Annotated in this window: 21 protein-coding genes; 14 read left to right on the top strand and 7 right to left on the bottom strand. The window is 71.1% G+C overall.

Going from position 1 to position 25,863, the window contains the following annotated elements; genetic code table 11:
• The first annotated feature begins 107 nt into the window (after positions 1-107).
• The 7 genes from ASG70_RS18435 to ASG70_RS18405 all read left to right on the top strand — a co-directional run bounded on the left by ASG70_RS18435 (position 108) and on the right by ASG70_RS18405 (position 7,219).
• Positions 108-1,847, top strand: a complete 1,740-nt coding sequence (locus tag ASG70_RS18435; RefSeq protein ID WP_056885263.1) for an ABC transporter substrate-binding protein — start codon at positions 108-110, stop codon at positions 1,845-1,847.
• Positions 1,848-1,951: 104 nt separating this feature from the next.
• Positions 1,952-2,965, top strand: a complete 1,014-nt coding sequence (locus tag ASG70_RS18430) for an ABC transporter permease (protein ID WP_056885262.1) — start codon at positions 1,952-1,954, stop codon at positions 2,963-2,965.
• A 33-nt stretch (positions 2,966-2,998) separates the two neighbouring features.
• Positions 2,999-4,060 (top strand): ABC transporter ATP-binding protein, encoded by a 1,062-nt coding sequence (locus ASG70_RS18425; RefSeq protein WP_056885261.1) that lies wholly within the window; start codon positions 2,999-3,001, stop codon positions 4,058-4,060.
• Entirely contained in the window at positions 4,057-5,157 is a 1,101-nt protein-coding gene (locus ASG70_RS18420; RefSeq protein ID WP_369818947.1) for an ABC transporter ATP-binding protein, read from the top strand. Before ASG70_RS18425 ends, ASG70_RS18420 begins: the two co-directional genes overlap by 4 nt.
• A 25-nt stretch (positions 5,158-5,182) precedes the next feature.
• Positions 5,183-6,373, top strand: a complete 1,191-nt coding sequence (gene coaE, locus ASG70_RS18415) for a dephospho-CoA kinase (protein WP_056885259.1) — start codon at positions 5,183-5,185, stop codon at positions 6,371-6,373.
• On the top strand, positions 6,366-6,773 hold the full coding sequence (locus ASG70_RS18410) for a YidH family protein (RefSeq protein WP_235531576.1): 408 nt from the start codon (positions 6,366-6,368) through the stop codon (positions 6,771-6,773). The genes coaE and ASG70_RS18410 overlap by 8 nt, the downstream gene beginning before the upstream one ends.
• On the top strand, positions 6,770-7,219 hold the full coding sequence (locus ASG70_RS18405; RefSeq protein ID WP_056885258.1) for a DUF202 domain-containing protein: 450 nt from the start codon (positions 6,770-6,772) through the stop codon (positions 7,217-7,219). Before ASG70_RS18410 ends, ASG70_RS18405 begins: the two co-directional genes overlap by 4 nt.
• Here the strand turns inward: ASG70_RS18405 and ASG70_RS18400 are convergent.
• On the bottom strand, positions 7,212-8,393 hold the full coding sequence (locus tag ASG70_RS18400) for an MFS transporter (protein WP_200949334.1): 1,182 nt from the start codon (positions 8,391-8,393) through the stop codon (positions 7,212-7,214). The two genes, ASG70_RS18405 and ASG70_RS18400, sit on opposite strands and share 8 nt — an antisense overlap.
• A 42-nt stretch (positions 8,394-8,435) precedes the next feature.
• Positions 8,436-9,692: an MFS transporter gene (locus tag ASG70_RS18395; RefSeq protein WP_056885256.1), complete on the bottom strand. Its 1,257-nt coding sequence runs from the start codon at positions 9,690-9,692 to the stop codon at positions 8,436-8,438.
• Positions 9,693-9,844: 152 nt separating this feature from the next.
• Here ASG70_RS18395 and uvrB point away from each other — a divergent pair, with 152 nt between their 5' ends.
• Positions 9,845-11,953, top strand: a complete 2,109-nt coding sequence (gene uvrB, locus ASG70_RS18390; protein WP_056885255.1) for an excinuclease ABC subunit UvrB — start codon at positions 9,845-9,847, stop codon at positions 11,951-11,953.
• 11 nt (positions 11,954-11,964) lie between these two features.
• Here uvrB and ASG70_RS18385 read toward each other — a convergent pair whose 3' ends face one another.
• Positions 11,965-12,267 carry a Rho termination factor N-terminal domain-containing protein gene (locus ASG70_RS18385; RefSeq protein WP_056885254.1) on the bottom strand — a complete coding sequence of 101 codons (303 nt, stop codon included), beginning with the start codon at positions 12,265-12,267 and terminating at the stop codon, positions 11,965-11,967.
• Positions 12,268-12,516: 249 nt separating this feature from the next.
• Between ASG70_RS18385 and ASG70_RS18380 the strand changes: the two genes are divergently transcribed.
• A complete protein-coding gene (locus ASG70_RS18380; protein WP_056885366.1) occupies positions 12,517-13,518 on the top strand; it encodes a TerC/Alx family metal homeostasis membrane protein in 1,002 nt (333 codons plus the stop codon).
• A gap of 80 nt (positions 13,519-13,598) precedes the next feature.
• Here the strand turns inward: ASG70_RS18380 and ASG70_RS19090 are convergent.
• Together ASG70_RS19090 and ASG70_RS18370 are read right to left on the bottom strand one after the other, a co-directional pair.
• Positions 13,599-14,097, bottom strand: a 499-nt coding sequence (locus ASG70_RS19090) for a DMT family transporter (RefSeq protein ID WP_235531586.1), incomplete at its 3' end; no start/stop codon positions are given.
• A 326-nt stretch (positions 14,098-14,423) separates the two neighbouring features.
• Positions 14,424-15,086, bottom strand: a complete 663-nt coding sequence (locus tag ASG70_RS18370; RefSeq protein WP_056885252.1) for an MBL fold metallo-hydrolase — start codon at positions 15,084-15,086, stop codon at positions 14,424-14,426.
• Positions 15,087-15,256: 170 nt separating this feature from the next.
• Between ASG70_RS18370 and ASG70_RS19435 the strand changes: the two genes are divergently transcribed.
• From ASG70_RS19435 to ASG70_RS18355, 3 genes are all read left to right on the top strand, one after another.
• On the top strand, positions 15,257-15,889 hold the full coding sequence (locus tag ASG70_RS19435) for a sensor histidine kinase KdpD (protein WP_162253943.1): 633 nt from the start codon (positions 15,257-15,259) through the stop codon (positions 15,887-15,889).
• Positions 15,886-16,536, top strand: a complete 651-nt coding sequence (locus tag ASG70_RS18360; RefSeq protein ID WP_056885250.1) for a response regulator transcription factor — start codon at positions 15,886-15,888, stop codon at positions 16,534-16,536. The genes ASG70_RS19435 and ASG70_RS18360 overlap by 4 nt, the downstream gene beginning before the upstream one ends.
• Before the next feature lie 170 nt (positions 16,537-16,706).
• Complete coding sequence (locus ASG70_RS18355) at positions 16,707-17,381, top strand: response regulator transcription factor (RefSeq protein WP_056885249.1); 675 nt, start codon at positions 16,707-16,709, stop codon at positions 17,379-17,381.
• 13 nt (positions 17,382-17,394) lie between these two features.
• On the opposite strand, the gene ASG70_RS18350 is transcribed toward ASG70_RS18355, so the two are convergent.
• Together ASG70_RS18350 and ASG70_RS18345 are read right to left on the bottom strand one after the other, a co-directional pair.
• Positions 17,395-18,084 carry a maleylpyruvate isomerase family mycothiol-dependent enzyme gene (locus tag ASG70_RS18350; RefSeq protein ID WP_056885248.1) on the bottom strand — a complete coding sequence of 230 codons (690 nt, stop codon included), beginning with the start codon at positions 18,082-18,084 and terminating at the stop codon, positions 17,395-17,397.
• 5 nt (positions 18,085-18,089) lie between these two features.
• The gene (locus tag ASG70_RS18345) at positions 18,090-19,919 is read right to left on the bottom strand and encodes a glycoside hydrolase family 15 protein (protein WP_056885247.1); all 1,830 of its coding nucleotides are present in this window, start codon (positions 19,917-19,919) and stop codon (positions 18,090-18,092) included.
• 72 nt (positions 19,920-19,991) lie between these two features.
• Here ASG70_RS18345 and uvrA point away from each other — a divergent pair, with 72 nt between their 5' ends.
• Together uvrA and ASG70_RS18335 are read left to right on the top strand one after the other, a co-directional pair.
• The gene (uvrA, locus tag ASG70_RS18340) at positions 19,992-23,237 is read left to right on the top strand and encodes an excinuclease ABC subunit UvrA (RefSeq protein ID WP_082591001.1); all 3,246 of its coding nucleotides are present in this window, start codon (positions 19,992-19,994) and stop codon (positions 23,235-23,237) included.
• Between the two features lie 203 nt (positions 23,238-23,440).
• Positions 23,441-25,786 carry a hypothetical protein gene (locus ASG70_RS18335; RefSeq protein WP_056885246.1) on the top strand — a complete coding sequence of 782 codons (2,346 nt, stop codon included), beginning with the start codon at positions 23,441-23,443 and terminating at the stop codon, positions 25,784-25,786.
• Positions 25,787-25,863 lie beyond the last annotated feature (77 nt).

Genomic DNA, 25,863 nt, shown 5'->3' with positions numbered 1-25,863 from the left:
GGCACCGCGAACGACACCGGGGCATTCACAACCCCCAGACACTCCCTGCGCTGACTCGGCACGGGTGAGCGCATCGACACGATCGATGCACGATCGAAGGAGAGCACATGATCATCACGAGGAATGGTGCGCTGACACTCCTGGCCGCCGGCTCGGTGCTGGCCATGGCGGCCTGCAGCGGCACCACGGCCCCGAAGGGCGGCGGCAGCAGCAGTGGAGCGGTCGGTAGTGCGAAGGGGGGCACGCTGTACTACCTGACCAAGCGTTCCGCGGAGCATCTGGATCCCCAGCGCACGTACATCGGGCGCGACCTGGCCAACGAGAACCGGCTGTTCTACCGCGACCTGGTGTCGTTCCCGATCGAGACGGACGTCAAGAAGGGCACCACGCCGGTGCCCGACCTCGCCACCGACACCGGGACCTCCACCGAGGGCGGCAAGGTGTGGTCCTTCACGCTGAAGGACGGCGTCAAGTGGCAGGACGGGAAGCCGATCACCTGTGAGGACCTCAAGTACGGGTTCTCCCGCGGCTTCTCCACCGACGTGATCACGGGCGGGCCCAACTACGCGCTGGCCTACCTCGACGTGCCCGCGAAGAACGGACTGCCGGTCTACAACGGGCCGTACAAGAAGGCAGGGCAGGCCGAGTTCGACAAGGCCGTGACCTGCGAGGGCAAGAAGATCACCTACCACTTCAACAAGCCGTGGGCCGACTTCCCACTGGCGATTGCCTCGCTGCGCAGTTTCGCCCCCTACCGGGCCGACCAGGACAAGGGCGACCAGTCCAACTACGCGATCTTCTCCGACGGGCCCTACATGATCCAGGGGACGTGGAAGAAGGGCGTCGGTGGCACGTTCGTGCGCAACCCGAACTGGGACCCCAAGGAGGACACCCTGCGCAAGGCGCTCCCCGACAAGATCGTCTTCATCGAGGGTCTGACCGAGGAGATCATCTCCCAGCGGCTCATCGCGGACAGCGGCAACGACAAGTACGCCGTGACCGACCGCAACGTCCCGCCGGCCTTCTACAGCCAGGTCGACAGCAACCCGGCCGTGAAGGCGCGCAGCACCCTGGTCGACGCACCGTTCGTGGACTACGTACTGCCGAACTTCAACCGCATGAAGAACCTCAAGGTCCGTGAGGCACTCAAGATGTCGACCGACCAGCAGGGCTACATCACCGCACGCGGTGGCGACAAGTACGGGCACCCGGCGAAGTCCATCGTCAACCCGGTCCTCATCGGCTACAAGGACAACCCGAACTTCAGCGCTCCACCCACCGGTGACCCGGCCGCGGCGAAGCAGCTGTTGCAGCAGGCGGGAGTGCCGATGCCGTACCCCATCACCTACACCTACCAGGGCGGCACCCCGGCCAGTGACAACTCGGCCGCGGCACTCAAGGCAGGCTGGGACAAGGCCGGCTTCAAGGTGACCCTGGACGCGCTGACCGACACCTACTACGACGTGATCCAGAACCCGTCCAACAACAAGTCCGACGTGATGTGGGGCGGCTGGGGTGCGGACTGGCCCACCCAGGCGACCGTCACGCCACCGCTGTTCGACGCCCGGATCAACCTCACCCCCAAGTCGAACGGACAGGACTACGGCAACTACACCAGCGACGCGGCAAACAAGCTGATCGACGAGGCGGCCGCCAAGCCCGACGTGCAGTCGGCGGCGACGGTGCTCAACAAGCTCGACGACCTCCTCGGACAGGACGTCGCGTACGTCCCGCTGTCGGTCGACCGCTTCTTCTTCCTCCACGGATCGGGCGTGACGAACTACATGCAGACGCCCGCCTCCAACGGCTACCCGGAGCTGGGTTCCATCGGGGTGAAGACCAAGTAGCACCACCCGTGCGAGGGCACCCGCCCTCCCATGGACCCCACCGTGCGGGTCGCGACCACAGGCTCGTCGACCCGCACGGTCCCGCCCACCAGTGAGGGGGTGCCGTGCTCGCCTACGTCGTGCGTCGCGTGGTCACCGGCATCGTGATGCTCTTCGTCATGTCCGCGGTCACGTACCTGCTGTTCTTCTCCGGCGGGGCCGACCCGGCCCGCTTCACCTGCGGCAAGAACTGCACCCCGGAGCTCATCGAGCAGAACCGCAGGGCGCTGGGCTACGACAAACCCGTCGTCGCGCAGTACGCGGACTTCGTCAAGGGAGTCTTCGTGGGTCGTGAGTTCCCCGACGACCCCGCCCTGAAGAAGACGGCCCCCCAGACCATCGCGAAGTGCCCGGCACCATGCCTCGGCTACTCGCCCCTGATGAACGACAACGTCACGTCCATCCTCATGAGCAAGCTGCCGGTCACGGCCTCACTGGCCTTCGCCGCCTTCATCATGTGGATGGTGCTCGGCGTCTCGGGCGGGGTCATCGCGGCGCTGAGGAAGGGGCGGTTCACCGACCGCGCCCTTGTGGGCACCTCCCTGGTCTTCTACGCCTTCCCCACGTTCTTCGTCGGCCTGACGCTGTACATCTACGTGGCCATCAAGTGGCAGCTGACCCCGGTGCCTGTCTACACGCCGTTCAGCGAGAGTCCCGCCTCGTGGCTGATGGGCCTGGTGCTGCCCGGCCTCACCCTGGCGCTGTTCTTCATGGCCGCCTACGTGCGGTTGACACGCGCCTTCGTGATCGAGTCGATGGGGGAGGACTACATCCGCACCGCCGTGGCGAAGGGGCTGACGAAACGCAAGATCCTCTACAAGCACACCATGCGTGCGGCCCTGACCCCGATCGCCACCATCGCCGGGCTCGACCTCGGCGGCCTGCTCGCGGGGGCCATCGTCACGGAGACGGTCTTCAACTACGACGGCCTCGGGAAGCTGGCCGTGCAGGCGTCGACGACGTTCGACCTGCCGGTCGACGTGGGCATCGTCATCGTCGCCGCCTTCTTCGTCATCACCGCCAACATCATCGTGGACGTGCTGTACGCGTTCATCGACCCGCGCGTGAGGCTCGGCTGATGCGCCCGACGAGCAGGGAGGGGTGAGTCGTCGATGAGTACTGCGCTCAGCGTCGAGAGCGAGGAGAGGGCGCCGGGCGGCGACGTGCTGCTGTCGGTGCGGGACCTTCGCGTGCGGTTCCCCACGGAGGACGGCCTGGTGAAGGCGGTCGACGGGCTGAGCTTCGACCTCAGGCAGGGGGAGACGCTCGGCATCGTCGGCGAGTCGGGGTCGGGCAAGTCCGTCACGAGCCAGGCGATCATGGGGCTCTACCGCGGGACGCGGGCCGAGATCTCGGGCCTGATCTCCTTCGACGGAGTCGACCTGCTGGGCCTCGGCGACGAGGAGCTGCGTCGTCGCCGTGGCAAGGACGTCGCGATGGTCTTCCAGGACCCGCTCTCGGCCCTGCACCCCTACTACACCGTGGGGAACCAGGTGGTGGAGGCCTACCTCGTGCACCACGAGACCAGCAAGTCGGCAGCCCGACAGCGCGCGATCGACATGCTGGACAGGGTGGGGATCCCCAACCCCGCCAAGCGGATCGACCAGTACCCCCACGAGTTCTCGGGCGGGATGCGACAGCGGGCCATGATCGCGATGGCCCTGGTCAACGACCCGCGCCTGGTCATCGCCGACGAGCCGACCACCGCCCTGGACGTCACCGTCCAGGCGCAGATCCTCGACCTGCTCGTGGGACTGCAGAAGGAGTTCGGCTCCTCGATCATCATCATCACCCACGACCTGGGAGTAGTCGCCGAGATGGCGAACGAGATCCTCGTGATGTACGCCGGCCGCGCGGTCGAACGGGGCGTCGCCGAGGAGCTCTTCTACGCCCCCGAGCACCCGTACACCTGGGGTCTGCTGCAGTCGATGCCCCGGATGGACCGGCTGCGGATCGAGCGTCTGCGGCCCATCCCGGGCAACCCGCCCTCGCTCATCTCGCCGCCCTCCGGCTGCGCCTTCCACCCGCGCTGCACGTTCAGGGACGACGCCCGGCTCGGGTGCGCGCAGGTCGAGCCGGGCTTCGACGCGGACAGGCCACACCCCGTACGGTGCCTCATCCCGCCCGACGAGCGGATCCGCATCTTCCAGACGCAGATCAGGCCGTCGCTGTGAGCGCCGGCCAGGGCGCCCCGCCGGGACGCCGCCGCTTCAGTGGACGCAGGACGCAGACCGGGAACCGCATTGAGCTCGGTGAGGTGCTCCTCGAGGTCGAGGACCTCAAGAAGTACTTCCCCATGAAGACCTCCGGCCTCTTCCGGCGGCCCGCCGACCCGGTGAAGGCCGTGGACGGCATCTCGTTCCGCCTGCGCAAGGGGGAGACCCTCGGTGTCGTGGGGGAGTCCGGCTGTGGCAAGTCCACTGCGGGCCGCACCATCCTGCAGCTGCTGCCCCCGACTTCGGGCAGCATCCGCTACAAGGGGCGGGACATCACCGGCGTCACGGGCCACGACCTGCGGATGCTCCGGCTGGAGATGCAGATGATCTTCCAGGACCCGTACGGCTCGCTGAACCCCCGGCAGACCATCGGCTCGATCGTCGGGGCCCCGTTCGCCATCCAGCGGATCGACCCCGAGGGCGGCGTCAAGGCCGAGGTCCAGCGGCTCATGGAACGCGTGGGCCTGAACCCCGAGCACTACAACCGCTACCCGCACGAGTTCTCCGGGGGCCAGCGCCAGCGCATCGGTATCGCACGGGCGATCGGGCTGCGCCCGTCCCTCATCGTCTGCGACGAGCCGGTGTCGGCGCTGGACGTGTCCATCCAGGCCCAGGTCGTGAACCTCCTGGAGGACATCCAGAACGACTTCGATCTCACCTACGTCTTCGTGGCCCACGACCTCTCAGTGGTCCGCCACATCAGCGACCGCGTGGCCGTCATGTACCTGGGCAAGATCATGGAGATGGCCGACCGCGACGAGCTCTACGGCGACCCCCTGCACCCGTACACCCAGGCCCTGCTGTCCGCCGTGCCGCTGCCCGATCCCCGCAAGGAGAACAGGCGGGCGCGCATCCTGCTCACCGGCGACCTGCCGTCGCCGATCAACCCGCCGAGCGGTTGCGTCTTCCACACCCGGTGCCCGCGGTTCCGGGAGGAGCTGACCGAGCAGGAGCGCACGCGGTGCGTCAAGGAGGTGCCGGCCCAGGTGCCGCTCGACGCCGACCACGGCGTGGCGTGCCACTACGCCGGTCCGGCAGCGGCCCCGGTGCTCTGACCCGCCACCTCGGTAGGGTGGCGCCATGCTGCGCGTGGGCCTCACCGGGGGCATCGGGTCCGGGAAGTCCACCGTGGCCGGACGGCTCGCGGAGCTCGGGGCGGTCGTGGTCGACGCCGACGTGCTGGCCCGGGAGGTCGTTGCGCCGGGTTCGGAGGGGTTGCACGCGGTCGCCGAGCGGTTCGGCGACGACGTCCTCGATGACGACGGGGCGCTCAACCGACCGGCCCTGGGCTCACTCGTGTTCGGCGACGAGCAGGCGCGGCGCGACCTCGAGGGGATCACGCACCCGCTCATCGCGCGCCGCACCGCCGAGCTGTTCGCAACCGCTTCGCCGGACGCCGTCGTGGTCCACGACGTCCCGCTCCTCGTCGAGAAGGGCATGGGGGCCGCCTACCACCTCGTCGTGGTCGTCGGCGCGGCCGAGACGACGCGTGTGCGCCGCCTGGCAGCCACTCGGGGGATGACCGAGGCCGACGCGCGCAGCCGCATCGGCGCCCAGGCCGGCGACGAGCAGCGGCGGGCCGCCGCCGACGTCTGGCTCGACAACGACGACACCCGCGAGGCTCTCCTGGCCTGCGTCGACGGGCTCTGGGCCGAGCGGCTCGTGCCCTTCGAGGCGAACGTCCGGCACCGTCGGCGCGCCCACCGGCCTGCGCGCGTCGTGCTCGTGGACCCTGACCCGACCTGGCCCGACCAGGCGACGCGCCTGCTGGCGCGGCTTCGGCACGTGCTGGGCGACGTGCTGGTCACCGCAGACCACGTCGGCAGCACCGCGGTGCCGGGGCTCGCGGCCAAGGACATCATCGACCTCCAGGTCGGCGTGCGGTCCCTGTCCGACGTCGACGCCCCGGCCGTCGTGGCTGCCCTCGACGACGCCGGCTTCCCCAGGCCGGTCCCGACCGCCGAGGACAACGCCAAGGACGGGACGCCCTGGCCCAAGCGGTTCCTCGCCAGCGCCGACCCGGGGCGGCCGGCCCACATCCACGTCCGTGTCATCGACAGCCCGGGATGGCGCTGGGCGCTGCAGTTCCGCGACTGGCTGCGCGCCGACGACCTCGCCCGGGAGGAGTACGCCGCGCAGAAGCACCGGCTGGCCGGCAGCTCGTCCTCCGTCGAGGAGTACGCCGACGCCAAGGAGCCGTGGTTCGACGCCGCCCACGAGCGCGCGCGGGCCTGGGCGCTGGACAGCGGTTGGGAGCCGGGTCGTGGCTGACGCGCAGGGTACGGACGCCGGCCACGGCGAGACGAGGCGCCCGGACCGGGTGTACGGCGTGGGGGAGGAGCCTGACCCCCGCTTCTCCATGGCCAACGAGCGCACCGCTCTTGCCTGGATGCGCACGGCACTGGCCCTCGTCGGTGGCGGCGTCGCCATCGTCTCGGTCTCGAGCCTGGACGGGATGCCGGACTGGGCGCCGCTCGTGGGAGCCGCGTCCTGTCTCGGCGGGGGCGCGCTCGCGCTGCGTTCCGTGTCCGCCTGGGCCCGCGTCGAACGTGCCCTACGCCTCGGGCGCCCCCTCCCGGCGCCCCGCGCCCTGGCCATGCTGGCGGCCGGCGTGGTGGCGCTGGCCGCGCTGACCCTCACCCTGTCGGTCGTCGAGCTCACCACCCGATGAACCCGACCCGGCCGAACGCCGGTGGCGTGGCCGGGCGGGGCGCCGGTGACGTGGCCGGGCGGGGCGTCGGTGGCGTGACCCGGCTGGCCGCTGGACGGTTCCGCCGCTCTCGTGGTGGGCCCAGGGGTCACGTACCCGGCCGCGATGCCCTACAGCCCGAGCGCACCGCCCTGGCGTGGCAGCGCACCGCCGTGACCGCGCTGGTGTGCCTCGTGCCCCTGGTGCTGGTGTCCCTGCGCACCCACGTGACGCCGGTGGCCGTGGGCGCAGCGGCAGCCATGGCCGTCAGCGGCGTCCTCGTCTGGTCGGTGCACCGGCGCCTCGGCCAGCTCGGCGACGACTCCCGTGGCTACTCGCCCTACACCCCCATGTCGCTCGTCCTGGCCGTCACCGTGCTGTGCTCGCTGGGCGGTGCCGTGGTCGGGGTGAGTCTCTGGCTCAGGTGAGCCGGTCCTCGGCCCGTACCGGGACGAGGGGAAGGGCTGCAGTGGCGACGACTCCTGCGAGGGCGAACGCCGCGGCGTACCCGGCGTGCACGACCGCCAGCCCCGCCAGCGGGGGCACCACCGCGGCGACGAGGAACTGGCCGGTGTTCTGCACCCCCAGGGCCCGGCCACTCCAGAACGGCCCGGCGCGCTCGGCCACGGCGGTGAAGGCGAGCCCGTTGTCGGCCACGGTGATTACGGACGCGACGACCAGGACCACCACCGCCAGGCCCCAGCCGAGCCCGGTCGTGGCGGCGAGCACCAGCATCGCCACGACGGCGCCGCGGGCCACCCACAGCAGCGGACGCATCCTGCTCCCGACGCGATCCGAGAGGTGGCCCACCCCGATGCGACCGAGCGCGCCTGCCGCCTGCGTGAGCGCGACGAGCCCACCGGCAGCACCGGGCGACCAGCCACGGTCGTCCACGAGCCAGACCAGCGTGTAGGTCCACACCACGAACTGCGGCACGACGAGCAGCATCGAGACCCCGTGGATGCGCCCGAGGTAGCGGTCGCGTCGGTAGGGGTTGTCGGCGCGGACGGCGCGCCGGGCCGGTCGCGGCGGGTCGAGCACGACCACAACCACCAGGGCCGCCGCCACGGCGGCCGCGACCGTCGGCACCCACAGGGCCGCGCCGATGCCGTCCGCGTCCGCGATGACGGCCATGGTGACCGCGGCGACGCCCACGCCGAGCGGCTGGGCCATCTGGCGGATGCCCATGGCGAGCCCCCGTCGGTGCGGCGGGAACCAGCCGGCGATGACGCGACCGCTGGCGGCGTTCGCCGAGGCTGCGGCGCCGCCGGCGAGGAACAGCGTCAGGGCCAGAGCGACCGGGCCGTGCACGACGGTGCCGGCGAGGCACGCTGCGGACGTCAGGAACAGGCCCGTGACGAGGACGAGCCGCTCACCCCTGCGGTCGACGAGCAGCCCCCAGCCGACGAGGGTGAGCATCACGCCCACCACGGGAGCGGCACTGACCAGACCCGCCTGCGCCAGTGACAGGTCCAGGCGCCTCACCAGGACCGGGATGAGGAAGGCCGGCCCGTGCAGGGCGATCGCCGAAGCGGCCTGCGCGAGGGTGCTGGCCACCAGCATCGCCCACCGCCGGGTCTCTCCGACGGCAGCTGTGTCCACCCCCGCAGTCAACGCGGGCAGCGGGGCGCTCGCAGCGACGTCTCAGCCCGTGGCCGAGAGGGCGCCGTAGCGTTCGCGCGTCCGCTGCGCCCAGGCGGTGACGGGCCGTAGGGCGAGGGCAGCGCCCAACACCAGCGCGGCCAGGACCAGCCAGCCCGGCCAGCCCCACTCGATGCACAGCAGCGTGATGAGGGTCGGCGCCACGACGTTGGACAGCGAGAAGCCGAGGCCGGCGAAGCCCTGGTACTGGCCCTGCCGCTCCTGCGGGGCCAGGCCCATCTGGACACCCCACTGCCCACCACTGGAGCGCATCTCGCCGACCACGTGGACGGCGGCGCCCACCACCAGCACCGCAGCGGCACCGACAGGTCCCAGCCAGCCCGAGGTCGCGATCACGGCGAACGCCACGGCGATCCACAGGGCACCGTGCACCATGGTGCGCGAGGACTCGACGACGCCGTCCACACCACGGGTCATCCGCACCTGGAAGAGCGTCACGGCGACGGTGTTGAGGACGAGCAGCACCGCGACGATCGCGGTCGGGGCCTTCGTGTGCTGGCTGACCCACAGGGGGATGCCGATCTCCATGACGACGAAGTGCATGGCGACGATGCCGGTCAACAGGGTCACGACGACGTAGGGGGTGTCGCGCAGGACCGCGAGCCGGGGCTCACCGGCTCCCCGCGCCGGGGCGGGGGACAGGTGCGGGAGCCGGAGGCTGACCAGCCCGGCGACGATGCCCGTGACGCCGTCGACGGCGAACACCGCGAGGTAGGCCCACGGCCGGTCGACCCACAGGGCGATGCCTCCCAGGGCGGCCCCGAGCGACATGGCCAGGTTGGTCACCGCCCGCAGGTAGGCCTTGAAGGCCACCCCGGAGCCGCCGACGGCGATCCGACCGATGTAGCCGTTGCGCACGGAGCCGCCGCCGTTCTGCAGGGCGGTCACCACGGCCAGCACCAGGGTCAGCGTCCAGAAGTCACGCACGACGAGGAACAGCAGCCCCACCGCCCCGAAGCCGGCCGTGAGCGCGGACATCACCTCGCGCGGCCCGCGGGTGTCACCGAGGTGGCCGAGCGGGACCTGCGCGAGCATCCCGACGACCGCGGCGATCGAGAGCGCGAGCCCGACCTGGGCGGCCGACAGGCCGACCACCCGGGTGAAGTACAGGGCGAACGTCGTGACGGTCGCGCCGGCACCGGCGCGGTTGACGAAGGTGCCCAGGGCCAGGACCCGCAACCGCGGGTCGACCGGTATGCCGCGGCGCGTGAGTCGGGACGTGGTCGCCGGGGCGGACACGGGTGGCCTCCTTGGACGGGGCGGTGACGGGTGGGGATGGTCGGGTGGCGGAGCGGCGCTCACGGTAGCGCGGGGTCGGACATGGCCCGGACGTCGGTGCCCGACACCATGGCGACCGGTGCGCTGTCGGTGCGGAGGCATACGGTTGTCCCATGCGTCCCACGACCGACCTGCAGCGCACGGTGGCACCGTTCCAGGTCGTCTCCGAGTTCCAGCCCGCCGGCGACCAGCCCGCGGCCATCGCCGACCTGGCCAAGCGCGTCCGGGCGGGGGAGGAGAACACCGTCCTCCTCGGCGCCACCGGCACGGGCAAGTCCGCGACGACCGCCTGGCTGATCGAGGAGGTCCAGCGACCGACCTTGGTGATGGCGCCCAACAAGACGCTGGCGGCGCAGCTGGCCAACGAGTTCCGAGAGCTGTTGCCCCACAACGCGGTCGAGTACTTCGTCTCCTACTACGACTACTACCAGCCCGAGGCCTACATCCCGCAGACGGACACCTACATCGAGAAGGACTCCTCGATCAACGACGAGGTCGAGCGGCTGCGCCACAGCGCGACCAACTCCCTGCTCACCCGTCGCGACGTCGTCGTCGTGGCCTCGGTGTCCTGCATCTACGGCCTCGGCACGCCCCAGGAGTACGTCGACCGGATGGCCCGGCTCAAGGTCGGCCAGCAGGTCGACCGCGACGACCTGCTGCGCCGGTTCGTGCAGATGCAGTACACCCGCAACGACCTCGCGTTCACCCGTGGCACGTTCCGGGTGCGCGGCGACACCGTCGAGATCATCCCGGTCTACGAGGAGCTGGCCGTCCGCATCGAGTTCTTCGGCGACGAGATCGAGCGCATCTACACCCTGCACCCCGTCAGCGGCGAGATCATGCGCGAGGAGCAGGAGATGTACGTCTTCCCGGCCACGCACTACGTCGCCGGCCCGGAGCGCATGGAGCGCGCGATCCGCGGTATCGAGCTCGAGCTCGCCGACCAGCTCGCGGCGTTCGAGAAGCAGGGCAAGCTGCTCGAGGCCCAGCGCCTGCGCATGCGCACGACCTATGACATCGAGATGATGCGGCAGGTCGGCTCCTGCTCCGGCATCGAGAACTACTCGATGCACATCGACGGCCGGGCCCGCGGCTCGGCCCCCAACACCCTGCTCGACTACTTCCCCGAGGACTTCCTGCTCGTCATCGACGAGTCCCACGTGACGGTGCCCCAGATCGGGGCCATGTACGAGGGCGACATGTCGCGCAAGCGCCAGCTCGTCGACCACGGCTTCCGGCTGCCCTCCGCCATGGACAACCGCCCTCTCCGGTGGGAGGAGTTCCTCGACCGCATCGGCCAGACCGTCTACCTCTCGGCGACGCCCGGTCCCTACGAGCTGGCGCAGAGCAGCGGCGTCGTCGAGCAGATCATCCGCCCGACGGGCCTCATCGACCCCGAGGTCGTGCTCAAGCCCACCAAGGGCCAGATCGACGACCTCCTGCACGAGATCGGGGTCCGGACCGAGAAGAACGAGCGCGTCCTGGTCACCACGCTGACCAAGAAGATGGCCGAGGACCTCACCGACTACCTCCTCGACAAGGGGGTGCGGGTCCGCTACCTGCACAGCGAGGTCGACACCCTGCGACGGGTCGAGCTGCTGCGCGAGCTGCGGATGGGCGAGTACGACGTCCTCGTCGGCATCAACCTGCTGCGGGAGGGGCTCGACCTGCCCGAGGTCTCGCTGGTGAGCATCCTCGACGCCGACAAGGAGGGGTTCCTGCGGTCGGCCCGGTCGCTCATCCAGACCATCGGCCGCGCGGCCCGCAACGTGTCCGGCCAGGTCCACATGTACGCCGACAAGATCACGCCCTCCATGCAGGAGGCCATCGAGGAGACCACCCGCCGCCGCGAGAAGCAGATCGCCTACAACCTCGAGGCCGGGGTCGACCCCCAGCCGCTGCGCAAGAAGATCGCGGACATCACCGACCTGCTCCAGCGGGAGGACGCCGACACCGAGGCGCTCATCGGCTCGGGGCGCAGCCAGTCACGCGGCAAGGGTGGCGGCCGGGGTGGCCGTGGGGCCGTCCAGGCCGATGCCGGCGTGGCCTCCGACCGGCTGCGCAACCTGCCCGCCAACGACCTGGCCAACCTCATCCAGGAGCTGTCGACGCAGATGCACCAGGCCGCGGCCGACCTGCATTTCGAGCTGGCAGCCCGGTTGCGCGACGAGATCGGCGACCTGAAGAAGGAGCTGCGGCAGATGTCGGCCGCGACCCAGTAGCCGGTCGCGGGTCAGTGGTTGCGCAGGGCGTCGATGAGCTCCGACTTCGACATCGACGACCGGCCCTCGATCCCGAGGTCTGCAGCGCGGTGGCGCAGGTCCTCCACCTTCCAGTCCTCGTAGTCGCCGTGCTCACCGCCCTTGCGGCCCACCGCCGACCGGCCGCGCGCTGCTGCCGAATTGGCGATCCGGGCCGCCTTCTCCTTGGATGCGCCGTCGTCGCGCAGGGCCTCGTAGACCTCCGGGTCCTTGACGCTGGGACCCGGGTCGGCCTTGCCGGAGCCGGACTTGTTCCTCGACGTGTTCTCAGCCATGTGCCCCGTTGTACCCGGACACGGGTCGGGCCACACCCCGGGAGGCGGGTACAGTCTGGTGCTGACCACTCGGAGGGGAGTATCCCCACGCGGTGTCCTCGTCATCACGGCCGACCGGCTCGTGGCCCCGGCCACGCCCACGCGGCCCGGGGAACCGGTCCGCCACACCAGGGCGGGAGAGACCTCCGGCCACGCCCGTGACCGGAAGGCTCTGCCTTGACCACCCTCGCCTACACCACCTCGACCCAGATGCAGGTCCCCACCTGGGTCTGGTGGCTCACCATCGGCCTGATGGCCGCGGTCCTGCTCTTCGACGTGTTCGTCATCGCCCGTCGCCCCCACGTGCCCACGACCAAGGAGGTCAGCGGCGCGCTGGCCCTCTACGTCGGGGCCGCCGTGGTGTTCGGCCTCGGCGTCTGGTGGTTCACCCACGACCAGGCCGGCGCGAAGTTCATGACGGAGTACTACGCGGGGTGGCTCACCGAGTACTCGCTGTCGGTGGACAACCTGTTCATCTTCCTGTTGATCATGGCCCGGTTCGGGGTCCCCGAGAAGCTGCAGCAGGCGGCCCTGCTCATCGGCATCATCATCGCGATCATCCTGCGCGGCATCTTCATCGCCGCCGGCGCCGCGGCGATCAACCAGTTCTCCTGGGTCTTCTACATCTTCGGCGCGTTCCTCATCTACACCGCGGTCAAGCTGGCCCGCGAGGGCGAGGGTGACGACGACGAGTACGAGGAGAACCGCTTCATGAAGTGGGTCGAGCGCCGGTTCCCCGCGACGCAGGAGTACGACGGCGCCAAGCTGTTCACCAGGATCGACGGCAAGAAGCTGGCCACCCCGATGTTCATCGTCATCATGGCGCTGGGCACGACCGACCTGCTCTTCGCGCTCGACTCCATCCCGGCGATCTACGGCCTGACCAAGGAGCCGTACCTCGTCCTCACCGCGAACCTGTTCGCGCTCATGGGGCTGCGGCAGCTGTACTTCCTCATCGGCGGCCTGCTCAAGAAGCTCGTCTACCTCAGCATCGGGCTGGCCGTGCTGCTCGCGTTCATCGGCGTCAAGCTCGTGCTGCACGCGCTCCACGAGAACGAGCTGCCGTTCATCAACGGTGGCAAGCACGTCGAGGCAGCCCCCGACATCCCGATCTCGGTGTCGCTGGCCGCGATCGTCCTGATCCTCGGGGTCACCACCGTCGCCAGCCTGCTCAAGACCCGGCGCGACGAGCGCGCGGACGCGACCTCCTAGGCACCCTGCGCCGCCGGGTCGCGGCGCTGGCCCCCGCCTCCCATGACGAGCGCACTGGCCAGCACCACCAGGGCCATCCNCGGCGGCGGCGGGCTCGAGGCTGAGCAGGATGCCGAACACCCGCGCGGTCAGGTGCCGCAGGGCCGCGAGCTCGAGCGAGTACGGCAGCACCGAGGACAGCACGGCGATGCCCAAACCCTTCGCGACCGACTCACCCGTCCACGTCGGCACGGTGCGCAGCCCCAGCGGCAGGGTGACGACGAAGGCGACCGTCATCGCCAGCGCGAGCCCGTCGAGCTGCGCGAACTGGGTGCCGGCGCGGCCGCTGGCGAGGATGTACCCGGCCCAGCAGGTTCCCGCCAGCGCCGCGAGACCCAGCCCGGTCCACTCGATCTGGGAGAGCGGGACCTGCAGGGCGCGGGAGATGAGGACGACCCCCACAGCTGCAGCGGCCACCGCCAGCAGGTCGCGCGCTCGCCGGGCCAGCACCGTGGCCAGGGTCAGCGGACCGAGGAACTCGACCGTGACGGCCACGCCGATGGGAAGGTGCGCCAGGGAGGCGTAGAAGGCGAGGTTCATCAGGCCCAGGGCCAGCCCGAAGGCCACGACCGTGCGCCAGGCCGCGGCGTCGTGACCACGGAGCCGGGGCCTCGCGATACCGAGCAGGATCAGGGTCGCGAAGAGCAGGCGCAACGTGACCGAGCCCGCGGCGCCGATCTCGGGGACGAGGGTCGCTGCGAGCGCGCCGCCGAACTGCACCGACACCACTGCTGTGAGGACGAGCAGCAGGGGAGGGGCGGGTGCCCGGCGCGGCGACATGCCGGTGACTGTAGTGAGCGCCACGCCGCGGTCCCCGGGGTGTCCGCCCGACCGTCGGCGCGATCTGCCCGGGCCACCCCGCGAGGTCACCAGCCGCGCTCGCGCCACTCCTGCAGGTGCGGCCGCTCGGCGCCCAGCGTGGTGTCGGCGCCGTGCCCGGGGTGGACGTGGGTGTCGTCGTCGTAGACGTCGAAGACCCGCGTCGTCACGTCCTCGATGAGGGAGTCGAAGGACTGGCCCGGGTTCTTGGTGTTGCCCACCCCTCCGGGGAAGAGCGAGTCACCGGTGAACAGGTGCGTGTGGCCGTGCGGGTCGCCGTACGCCAGCGCGATCGACCCGGGGGTGTGACCGCGGAGGTGGATGACGTCGAGCACCACCTCGCCGAACCTCACCTGGTCGCCCTGGCCGACCGTGCGGTCCGGGGGGAGCGGCATACCGGCGGCGTCGTCGGCGCCACACACCGTCGTCGCACCCGTGGCGCGGACGACCTCCGCGAGCGCGCGGTGGTGGTCCCAGTGCTGGTGCGTCGTCACCACCGTCTCGAGCGGGCCGCTGCCCTCGGCGACCATCTCGAGCAGCCGTGGCGCCTCGTCCGCGGCGTCGATGAGCAGCTGTGCTCCGGTGGACCGGCACCGCAGGAGATAGGCGTTGTTGTCCATCGCCGAGACGGAGATCTTCCGGATGCTGAGAACCTCCAGGACGATTTCGGTGCCTCGTGCGGATGGGGTGGTGTGCCCGTCGTAGGTCATGTCATGCATTCTGCAACGAGGGTAGGCAAACAGCATGACTCAGCGAACTCGCTTAGTCCCTAATGACTATTGCTGCCGTTCTTTTGCACGTCCTACGTTTGACCGGTCGCGGAGCCACGGAGAGCTCACAGGGGGTGCAGGTTTCCGTCCGCGGGTTGGTGAGGGAACACATGGCTGCACAGATTCAGGACTACCAGCGATCTGTCGCTGGTGGAGAGATGGACACGGTCAGGGCACTGCTGCACGACCTGCGTCAACCACTCGCTGCGATCCTCCTCCTGTCGGGGACCGAAGGCGGCGACGTCGGTCGCAAGATGGATGGGATCGCCGGACAGGCACGATGGCTCGCCGACCTCGTCGAGGTCGTCCTCGGCGAGGCCCACGGTGACGAGGTCGTCGACACCGACGTGGTGCAGGTTGCCGCGTCGGCCGTCGACCGGGCGCAGGCGACCGCCGCCTGCGTCATCACCCTCGACGCGGACACCCCGCTCCGGGCATGGGCGCGTCCCGTGGCCCTGAGCCGGGCACTCGCCTGCGTCCTGGACAACGCGGTCCGGGCCGCGGGCGACGACGGCCACGTGGCTGTCGCCGTCCACACCGACGCCGCCGGCGTGCACGTCACCGTGCGCGACGACGGCCCGGGGCTGGGGCGCATCAGCTCGCGCACCTCGCTCGGGCTGACCACCACGCGGGCGATGGTGGCGGCCTGCCACGGCTCGTTCCGCATCAGCACGGCCGAGGAGGGCGGCGTCGTCGCCGACATCACCCTCGCCGGCACGGCCATCCGGTCCGTGGCGTCATGAGGATCGTCGTCTGTGACGACCACCTGCTCCTGCTCGAGGCCCTCGGCCTCGCGCTCGGTGCCGCTGGCCACGAGGTCGTCGCCCTCGCGGGCAACCCCGAGGAGGCCATCGCGGCCGTCGAGATGCACAAGCCGGATGTCTGCCTGCTGGACGTGAACTTCCCCAGTGGCACCTCGGTCATGGCGATCCACCAGATCCGGGAGGTCTCCGCCGAGACCAAGGTCGTGATGCTCTCGGCCGAGGCGGACCACGCCATCGTCGGGCGGGCCATCGTCGAGGGCGCGTCCGGCTACGTCGGCAAGGAGAAGCCGATCGCCGAGATCGTCGAGATGCTGGACCGTGCCGTGCGCGGCCAGCTGGCGGTCGAGCCGGCCCTGCTGCAGCGCGCACTGCGCCCGCAGAAGTCGACCGAGGACCCGCTCTGGGCCCTGCAGTTCCTCACCGACCGTGAGTGGCAGGTGATGCGCTGCATCATGGAGGGCCAGACGACCGAGGAGATGGCCGAGGCCCTGGGCGTGCAGCGCAGCACCGCCCGGACCCACGTCCAGAACCTCCTCACGAAGCTGGGGGTCCACTCCCGGCTCCAGGCCGCCGCGCTCATGTCCGCCCACGGGTCGCTCGACTCGTGGCCGGTGCACCTGCGCTGAGCCCGCACGTGCCGAGGGCTCCTGCGCCGGTCATGACCGGTGTGGGAGCCCTCGCGCATGCTCCGTAGGGTGCCCAGAGAGGGGTCGTCCGCAGAATCACCCTATTGACGTAGGGCCTTCTCCAGCACGGGTCGGTGGGTGGCGCGGGCGCCAGACGGCATGGTTGCGCTATGCCAGCCCCCATACGCGTCGTCGTCGTCGACGACCACGAGGTCTTCGTGGACGCCCTCGTCGTGTGCCTCGCGGACTACGAGGACCTCACGGTGGTGGGGACGGCCACGACCCTCGAGGGCGGGCAGGCGTTGCTCGAGGAGGGCGAGTTCGACGTCATGGTCCTCGACCTCGACCTCGCAGGCGTCGACGGGCTGCCGCTGGCCGTCGAGGCGCTGCAGCGGCGCCCCGACGTCGGGGTCGTCATCGTCACGGGGCTGGACTCGGGCAGCCAGATCGTCGAGGCGGTCCAGGGCGGGGTACGCGGCTGGGTGGCCAAGACCGCCACCGCCGAGGACCTCGTCGAGGCGGTCCGCGGCGTCGCCCACGGCGAGACCCGCATCCCCGCCGAGCTGCTCGCCGGGGTGCTGGTGTCACTGTCCCGCGGCCAGCGTGCACCCCTGGAGCACGTGCAGGGGATCAGCGAGCTCACGACCCGCGAGCTCGAGGTGCTGGGGTGCCTCGCGGAGGGCATGAGCCGCACGGAGATCGGCGAGCTGCTCCACGTGTCGCCCAACACGGTGCGCACCCACATCCAGAGCATCCTGCACAAGCTCAAGGTGCACTCCGCGCTCGCCGCGGTCGCCATCGCCCGACGGGCCGGGATCACCGGCCCGTCCGTCCTGACGGGCTGACGGGCTGACGGTCTCAGGCGCCGCGGGGGAGCGAGGGGACCTCGCCGTCGACGGCGCGGACCTGCGACGTGTCGCGCCGGGCCAGCCAGAGCAGGATCCCGGACAAGGGACCGGCCACGGTCGCAGAGCCGTCGCCCACCGTCCAGGCGTCGCCCTCGTCGGAGCGCACCACGACGCCCGGCGGGCGCTTGCCGAGACCGAGCCGGTGCACGGCGTCGGCAACGAACCGGCGCAGCAGGTCGGGATCCACGTCGTCGAACGCGAACCCGGCGTCGAGGTCGACGTGGTGGTAGACGACCTCACGTAGCCGCAGGAAGGGCAGTCCCGTGGCCGGCACCCGCATACCGCCGCGCATCTCCACCTCCTGGGCGGCCAGCGGCCCCTCGAGGGCCTCCAGGCGCGGGACGAGGTCTGCAGCCGTGGCGGCCACGTCGCGGACGAGCTCGTCCGCGGCTCGGCGGGCCCCGGCCTCGATGTCGGCGTCGCGGGCCTCGGCACCCCCGGGGTACATCTCCTCGCGCTGTCCGGTCACCGCCCACGACGCGAGGCGGCCGATGGCCTCGGCGTTGCGGGCGAGGTGGGTCAGGACGTGCCCGCGGCTCCACCCCTCGCACAACGAGGGGCCGCCGGGGTCGGTGAGGCCCCGGGCGGTGGCCAGGAGGCGGTCGGTCTGGTCGGCCAGGACGGTGAGCTCGCGCGTCATCCGCGTCACGGTATCCGGGTCCCCGCCTCGGCGGCACCCCGCGCCTCCGCGTCGGCGAGCGCGTGCGCAGCACCGATGAAGGCCAGGTGGGAGAACGCCTGCGGGAAGTTGCCGACCATTCGCCGGGCCACCGGGTCGTACTCCTCCGACACCAGGCCGACGTCGTTCATCACCGCCACGAGCCGCTCCATGAGGGGGCGGGCCTTGTCGAGGTGGCCGCACTGTGCGTACGCCGTGACGAGCCACCACGAGCAGGCGAGGAAGGGGTGCTCGTCACCGGAGAGCCCGTCGACCTTCGTCTCGGTCCGGTAGCGCATGAGGAAGCCGTCGCGCATGAGGTCCTCCTCCACGGCCGCGATGGTGCCGAGGACGCGGTGGTCGTCCGGGGGCAGGAAGCCCACCTGCGGGATGAGCAGGAGCGAGGCGTCGACCTGGTCGGTGTCGTAGTGCTGGGTGAAGGTGCCCCGCTCGGCGGACCAGCCGTGCTCGAGGATCTCCTCGCGGACCTGGTCGCGCAGGGCGCGCCACCGCTCGACCGGGCCCTCGAGCCCCCAGTGCTCCACGCCGCGTACGGCGCGGTCGAAGGCGGCCCACACCATTACCCGGGAGTGGGTGAAGTGGCGCAGCGGGCCGCGGATCTCCCACAGCCCGTTGTCGGGACGCTGCCAGTGCTCGGCGAGGTGGTTGACGAGCGTGCGCTGCATGGCCCAGCCCTGCCGGGAGACCTCGAGTCCCTTCTCGCGGGCCTCGTCGAGCGCGATCATGACCTCGCCGAGCACGTCGGACTGCCGCTGGTCGACGGCACCGTTCCCGATCCGCACGGGCGTGGACCCTGCGTAGCCCGGGAGGTGGTCGAGCGTGCGCTCGGGAAGGCGTCGGGCGCCGTCGATCGTGTACATGATCTGCAGGTCCTCGGGGTCGCCGGCGACCGCGCGGATCAGCCAGTTGCGCCAGAGCCTCGCCTCCTCGAGGTAGCCCGAGTTGACCAGCGCCTCCAGGGTGAGGGACGCGTCGCGCAGCCAGCAGAAGCGGTAGTCCCAGTTGCGCTCCCCGCCGAAGTCCTCGGGCAGGCTCGTCGTCGGGGCGGCCACGATCCCGCCGAAGCGGGAGTGGGTCATCATGCGCAGGGTGAGCAGCGACCTGACCACCTGCTCGCTGTAGGGGCCTCCGTAGCTGCAGCGCCCCGCCCACTCGTTGGAGCGCGCGATGGTCTCCTCGATGCGGGAGTCGATGTCCAGCGGGGGAGGGACGGGCTCGTACGAGGGGAACCACGTCGTCGAGAAGGTCTGGACCTGGCCGGCGGCGACCTCGAACTCGTCGACGTGGTGACCGTCGACGGCGGTCGGGAGGCGGGTGCCGCGCAGGATGAGCATGTCCGGGCCGGCGACCGCCGTGATGACGTCGCTGTCCAGGCGGTGCCCCACGCCCCGGGAGACCCACGGCCGCACGGTGCCGTAGTCGAAGCGGACGACCCACTCGTGGCGCATGCGCACGGTGCCGTGCAGGCCCTCGACCGTGCGGATGATGTCGGCCCGCCCGTCGCCGATGGGCATGAGGTCGAGCACCCGTACGGAGCCGGTGTCGGTCTCGTGGACGGTCTCCAGCACGAAGGAGTTCTCCAGGTAGCGGCGGGTGCTGCGCGCCTTCTTGGTGGGGCCCAGCAGCCACCGGCCGTGCTCAGGCGTGCCGAGCAGGGCGGCGAAGCACGCGTGGGAGTCGAACCGCGGCAGGCACAGCCAGTCGATCGACCCGGACCGGCTGACCAGCGCGGCGGTCTCGGTGTCGCCGAGGACGGCGTACTCCTCGATCGGGGTGCTCGTGGGGGGCGTCGTCATGCGTGGGTACGAGGCGTCGTCATGGGGTCACGGTAGGCGCTGGTGACGCGGCTGTCAGTGCAGGCACCTAGCATGAAGCGCGTGACCGCAGTGCACCCCACCACGCCCCCAGCCCGCCCCAACCACGACCAGCTCGTCGTCCGGGGCGCCCGCGAACACAACCTCAGGGACGTCTCCGTCGAGCTCCCCCGCGACTCGATGATCGTGTTCACCGGCCTGTCCGGGTCGGGCAAGTCGTCGCTGGCGTTCGACACCATCTTCGCCGAGGGCCAGCGCCGCTACGTGGAGTCGCTGTCCGCCTACGCGCGGCAGTTCCTGGGTCAGATGGACAAGCCCGACGTCGACTTCATCGAGGGCCTGTCCCCGGCGGTCTCGATCGACCAGAAGTCGACCAACCGCAACCCGCGGTCGACCGTCGGCACCATCACGGAGGTCTACGACTACCTCCGCCTGCTCTTCGCCCGCGCGGGCCGTCCGCACTGCCCGGTCTGCGGCGAGCCGATCACCCGGCAGAGCCCGCAGCAGATCGTCGACCGGCTGCTCGAGCTGCCCGACCGCACCCGCTTCCAGGTGCTGGCGCCCGTCGTGCGCGCCCGCAAGGGGGAGTACGTCGACCTCTTCACCGAGCTGCAGAGCAAGGGCTTCTCGAGGGCGCGGGTCGACGGCGAGGTCGTCTCGCTCACCGACCCGCCGAAGCTCGAGAAGCAGGTCAAGCACACCATCGACGTCGTCGTCGACCGCCTCGTGGCCAAGGGCGACGACGCGGGCGCCAAGCGCCGCCTCACCGACTCCGTGGAGACCGCTCTCGGCCTGGCCGGGGGCGTGCTCGTCGTCGAGTTCGTCGACAAGGAGGCCGACGACCCGGAGCGCGAGCGCCGCTTCTCCGAGCGGATGGCCTGCCCCAACGACCACCCCCTGTCGATGGACGACGTCGAGCCGCGCTCGTTCTCCTTCAACAGCCCGTTCGGCGCCTGCCCCAAGTGCAGCGGTCTCGGCACCGAGCTCGAGGTCGACCCCGAGCTCCTCGTCCCCGACGAGGACCTCTCCCTGGCCGAGGGTGCGATCGCGCCGTGGGCCCAGGGGAGCGGCTCGGCCGAGTACTTCCAGCGGGTCATGACCGCCCTCAGCCACGACCTCAAGTTCTCCATGGACGCGCCGTTCCACGCCCTCCCGGCGCGGGCGCGCGAGGCCCTGCTCCACGGCCAGAACTACAAGGTCCACGTCCGCTACAAGAACCGTTACGGCCGTGAGCGCTCCTACACGACCGGTTTCGAGGGCGTCGTCCCGTTCGTCAAGCGCCGGCACTCCGAGACGGACTCCGAATGGAGCCGCGAGCGCTACGAGGGCTACATGCGGGAGGTGCCGTGCCCGGAGTGCGGCGGGGCCCGCCTCAAGCCCGAGTCGCTCGCCGTCACCATCGGCGGCCACAGCATCTCGGCCATCTGTGCCCTCGCCATCGCCGAGTGCGCGGCCTTCCTCAAGGAGGTCGACTTCACGCCCCGAGAGCGCCAGATCGCCGAGCGCGTGATCAAGGAGATCGACGCGCGGCTGGGCTTCCTGCTCGACGTAGGCCTCGACTACCTGTCCCTCGACCGCCCGGCCGGCACGCTGTCCGGTGGCGAGGCGCAGCGCATCCGCCTGGCCACCCAGATCGGGTCGGGCCTCGTCGGCGTCCTCTACGTCCTCGACGAGCCGAGCATCGGCCTGCACCAGCGAGACAACCACCGGCTCATCGAGACGCTGACCCGCCTGCGCGACCTCGGCAACACCCTCATCGTCGTCGAGCACGACGAGGACACCATCGCCACGGCCGACTGGGTCGTCGACATCGGCCCCGGCGCCGGCGAGCACGGCGGTGTCGTCGTGCACTCCGGGCCCGTGCAGGGCCTGCTCGACCACCCGGACTCGGTCACCGGCAAGTACCTCTCTGGTCGCCTCGAGATCCCCACCCCGCTGCAGCGCCGGCCCCAGGAGAAGGGGCGCGAGGTCACCGTCGTCGGGGCGCGAGAGCACAACCTCGACGGTGTCGACGTCTCGTTCCCGCTCGGCAACCTCGTGGCTGTCACCGGCGTCTCCGGCTCCGGCAAGTCGACGCTGGTCAACGACATCCTCTACAACGTGCTCGCCAACAAGCTCAACGGCGCGCGCCACGTCCCCGGGCGCCACAAGACCGTGAAGGGGCTGGACCACCTCGACAAGGTGGTGCACGTCGACCAGAGCCCCATCGGCCGCACCCCGCGCTCCAACCCGGCCACCTACACCGGCGTCTTCGACGCGATCCGCAAGCTGTTCGCGACGACCACCGAGGCGAAGATCCGCGGCTACCAGCCGGGGCGGTTCTCCTTCAACGTCAAGGGCGGGCGCTGCGACGCCTGCTCGGGTGACGGCACCATCAAGATCGAGATGAACTTCCTGCCGGACGTCTACGTCCCGTGCGAGGTGTGCCACGGCGCCCGTTACAACCGCGAGACGCTCGAGGTGCACTTCAAGGGCAAGACCATCGCCGACGTCCTCGACATGCCGATCGAGGAGGCCGCAGACTTCTTCGCCGCGGTGCCCGGCATCGCCCGGCACATGAAGACGCTCAACGACGTCGGGCTCGGCTACGTGCGCCTGGGCCAGCCCGCGCCCACGCTCTCCGGCGGCGAGGCCCAGCGCGTCAAGCTGGCCTCCGAGCTGCAGAAGCGCTCCACCGGCCGCACCGTCTACGTCCTCGACGAGCCCACGACCGGCTTGCACTTCGAGGACATCCGCAAGCTGCTCGAGGTCCTGCAGGGGCTGGTCGACAAGGGCAACACCGTCATCGTCATCGAGCACAACCTCGACGTCATCAAGAACGCCGACTGGATCGTCGACATGGGTCCCGAGGGCGGCAGCGGTGGTGGCCTCGTCGTGGCCGAGGGCACGCCGGAGGAGGTGGCCGAGGTCGAGGGCAGCCACACCGGTCGGTTCCTGGCACCGGTGCTCGCCAAGAGCGCGCGCTCGACCCACCGGCCCACGGGCGCCAAGGTGCCCGCGGCCGGTGCGGCCAAGGCTGCGGCGGTGACCCGGGCCACGAAGCGCACGGCTGCCGCCACCGCCGCGCGGACGACGGCGACCGAGAAGGCGACCGCGACCCGGAAGACCGCCGCCGCACCGAAGGCACGCAAGGCCGCAGGCGCGGCAGCCTCGACCACCGCCCCGGCACGCAAGACCTCCACGGGCAAGGCGGCCGCTGCGGCCGGCAAGATCGCTGGCAAGACCGCCGGCAAGACCGGCGTGGGCAAGGGTGCGAGCACGGCGGCCGCGGGCAAGGGAGGCACCCGCAAGCGCGCCTGAGACCCGGGGCTCGTCCACCGGTCACGCAGCCGACCGAGGAGTCCGCCGAACAGCCGAACGCAACAACAACCAAACAGCCTGTTCTCCTCCGCCCCCTGCGGTAGGTCCTCCTGCCCCTGCAGGACGATCCGGGCACAGACGTCCTGGCGTCTCATGGGTACGTCGCCGCGACCGCGGTGTGTTCCCAGCCAAGGAGATCGGTCATGCGACCGTGGCCTGCCGTCCTGACCGCATCAGTGGTGGCGCTCGCCTCGGTGTGGGGGACCGCCGCCGCCGCGCCGGCGTCCGTCGCCGCCACGACGTCTGCGACCGTCGCCACCACGACCACCACCACGACCACCACCTCGACTGGGGTCGCGGACCCGGCGTCGTGGTGGGGCACGAACGGCCGCGTCAGCGACACCCTGGTGTCCGGCGACCGGGTCTACCTCGCCGGTGGGTTCGACTACGTGGGCCCGACCACCGGGTACGGCGTGCCGGTCGACTCCGGAACGGGCGTGCGCGCTGCCTGGCCGAGCATCGACGGCCCGGTGGATGCGGCGATCCCGGACGGTGCCGGCGGCTGGTACGTCGCGGGACGGTTCAAGCGGGTCGGCACCGCGTACCGACCCGGTGCGGCGCGCGTCACGGCGGAGGGACTCGTGTCCGCGTGGAACCCCAGGCCCGGCAGCCCGATCCGAGCCATGGCCCGCACCTCAGCCGGGGTGGTGCTCGGTGGTGACTTCCTGAGCCTCGCTGGAGTGCCGGCGACCCACCTCGCAGCAGTCGACCCCGACCTCGGCTCCATCGTCACGTCATGGACCGCCGCCCCCACCAACGCGACGGTGCGTGCCCTCGCGGCGGCCGGTGGCGCGATCTACGCCGGCGGCGACTTCACCACGGTCGGTGACCAGCCGCACTCGGGTCTCGTCCGGCTCGACGCCTCGACCGGCGCGACCGACCCGGTGTTCGCCGGGGCTGCGTCCGGGGCCGTCCAGACCGTCGACGTCTCACCCGACGGCTCCGTGGTCTACGTCGGTGGCACCTTCACCGCCGTGTCCGGGCCCAGCGGCCAGGTCCCGCGCAGCCGTCTCGCCGCCTTCACCGCGGACGGCGTCCCGACCTCCTGGGCCCCGGCGGCCGACGGCACCGTCCGTGCGCTGCGCGTGGACCCGGCCACGGGCACGGTCTTCGTCGGGGGCCTGTTCGGCACCGTCTCCTCGGTGGGCCGGGCTCGGCTCGCGGCCGTCACCGCGGCGGGTGCGGTGACCTCGTTCAACGCGCTCCTCGCCGGCTGCAACACCCGGCACACGACCGGGTACGCCCACAGCAACCCGCCGTGCTCGGTCGAGGTCGCGGCGTTGCAGGTGCGTGACGGCGTGCTGTACGTCGGAGGCCGCTTCGGCCGGTCCGGGACCACCACGCGGCACGACGCGGCCGCCTTCCTCACCGGCACCGGTGCACTCACCGCCTGGAACCCGACGCCCGGCGACCGGGTCAACACCCTGGCCGTGGCCGACGACGCGGCGCGGGTCTACGTCGGTGGCGAGTTCACCAGCGTGAACGGCCAGGTGCGCCAGGGCGTCGCCGCCCTCGACATGAGGACCGGACAGCTCGACCCCACGTTCAGCGCCAACACCGACAACGAGGTGCTCGACCTCGCCCTGTCCACCGACGGCACCCGCCTCTTCCTGGCCGGGTCCTTCCTCGCCGTCCGTGGGGTCAGCCGTCCGCGCCTGGCCTCGGTGGTGGCGAGCACCGGCTCCGTCGACGGCGTCTTCAAGCCGGCGGTCAACAACAGCGTGCTGTCGATCGGGACCGCCCGCGGCTGGCTCTTCGCCGGCGGCCAGTTCACCACGGTCAACGGGGTGACCCGCCGACACGTCGCTAGGCTGTGGGGGGCCAGCGGCGCCCTCAGCACCACGTTCGTCGCCGACACGGTCGGCCCGACCGGCGTACTCAGGTCCGGCGGCATGGTCCAGTCCCTCGCGGTCAGCAGCGACGCCGGCCGCGTCTACCTCGGAGGCCCCTTCACGACGGTGAACGGTCGCACCATGCCGGCCGGGATCGCGGTGGTCTACGGCACCAACGGCGCGCTCCACCCACGGCAGCTCGGCGGAGTGGGCAGGTGCTCGGGAGCCGGCCCGTGGATCACCCGTCTCTACCTCAGCCCGGACGACCGGCGCCTCTACGGCGGCGACGTCTGCCCGGACAACATCTACCAGTGGGACGCCTACAACCTCAGCACGACGACCCGTCCGACCGGCCTGCTGTGGCGCACCTGGTGCAACGGCGGGATGCAGGGCGCGTTCGAGGTCGCCGGGCGGTTCTACTACGGCACCCACGGAAGCTCGTGCGCCGTGGCGCCCGGGAGCTCCACGCGGGCCGACCGGGCACGCTTCGCAGCGTTCAGCTCGAGCACAGGCGCGCTCGTGACCGGCACCGCGGCGTTCGACAGCGCCATGGGCGTATGGAGCGTCAGCGGCGTGCCCGGCGCGCTGGTGGTGGGGGGCGACTTCACCACCGTGAACGGCGTGCTGCACCAGGGTGTCGCCGTCGTCCCGCAGTAGACGCCGGGATGCCGGCCCCGACGTGGCTGAGGGGCGTGCTGCCCATGGGCGGCACGCCCCTCAGCCCTCGACGTGGG

Source organism: Phycicoccus sp. Soil748 (genome assembly GCF_001428025.1).
In the GTDB taxonomy this organism is placed as follows: domain Bacteria; phylum Actinomycetota; class Actinomycetes; order Actinomycetales; family Dermatophilaceae; genus Pedococcus.
The sequence above is the reverse complement of the archived record's forward strand: the minus strand, read 5'-3'. Positions and strand labels throughout refer to the sequence as shown.

Excerpts from the sequence above, each read along its gene's own strand:
- ASG70_RS18435 (WP_056885263.1), top strand. The coding sequence starts at position 108 with ATGATCATCACGAGGAATGGTGCGCTGACACTCCTGGCCGCCGGCTCG.
- ASG70_RS18425 (WP_056885261.1), top strand. The coding sequence starts at position 2,999 with ATGAGTACTGCGCTCAGCGTCGAGAGCGAGGAGAGGGCGCCGGGCGGC.
- coaE (WP_056885259.1), top strand. The coding sequence starts at position 5,183 with ATGCTGCGCGTGGGCCTCACCGGGGGCATCGGGTCCGGGAAGTCCACC.
- ASG70_RS18405 (WP_056885258.1), top strand. The coding sequence starts at position 6,770 with ATGAACCCGACCCGGCCGAACGCCGGTGGCGTGGCCGGGCGGGGCGCC.
- uvrB (WP_056885255.1), top strand. The coding sequence starts at position 9,845 with ATGCGTCCCACGACCGACCTGCAGCGCACGGTGGCACCGTTCCAGGTC.
- ASG70_RS18385 (WP_056885254.1), bottom strand. The coding sequence starts at position 12,267 with ATGGCTGAGAACACGTCGAGGAACAAGTCCGGCTCCGGCAAGGCCGAC.
- ASG70_RS18380 (WP_056885366.1), top strand. The coding sequence starts at position 12,517 with ATGCAGGTCCCCACCTGGGTCTGGTGGCTCACCATCGGCCTGATGGCC.
- ASG70_RS18370 (WP_056885252.1), bottom strand. The coding sequence starts at position 15,086 with ATGACCTACGACGGGCACACCACCCCATCCGCACGAGGCACCGAAATC.
- ASG70_RS19435 (WP_162253943.1), top strand. The coding sequence starts at position 15,257 with ATGGCTGCACAGATTCAGGACTACCAGCGATCTGTCGCTGGTGGAGAG.
- ASG70_RS18360 (WP_056885250.1), top strand. The coding sequence starts at position 15,886 with ATGAGGATCGTCGTCTGTGACGACCACCTGCTCCTGCTCGAGGCCCTC.
- ASG70_RS18355 (WP_056885249.1), top strand. The coding sequence starts at position 16,707 with ATGCCAGCCCCCATACGCGTCGTCGTCGTCGACGACCACGAGGTCTTC.
- ASG70_RS18350 (WP_056885248.1), bottom strand. The coding sequence starts at position 18,084 with ATGACGCGCGAGCTCACCGTCCTGGCCGACCAGACCGACCGCCTCCTG.
- ASG70_RS18345 (WP_056885247.1), bottom strand. The coding sequence starts at position 19,919 with ATGACGACGCCCCCCACGAGCACCCCGATCGAGGAGTACGCCGTCCTC.
- uvrA (WP_082591001.1), top strand. The coding sequence starts at position 19,992 with ATGAAGCGCGTGACCGCAGTGCACCCCACCACGCCCCCAGCCCGCCCC.
- ASG70_RS18335 (WP_056885246.1), top strand. The coding sequence starts at position 23,441 with ATGCGACCGTGGCCTGCCGTCCTGACCGCATCAGTGGTGGCGCTCGCC.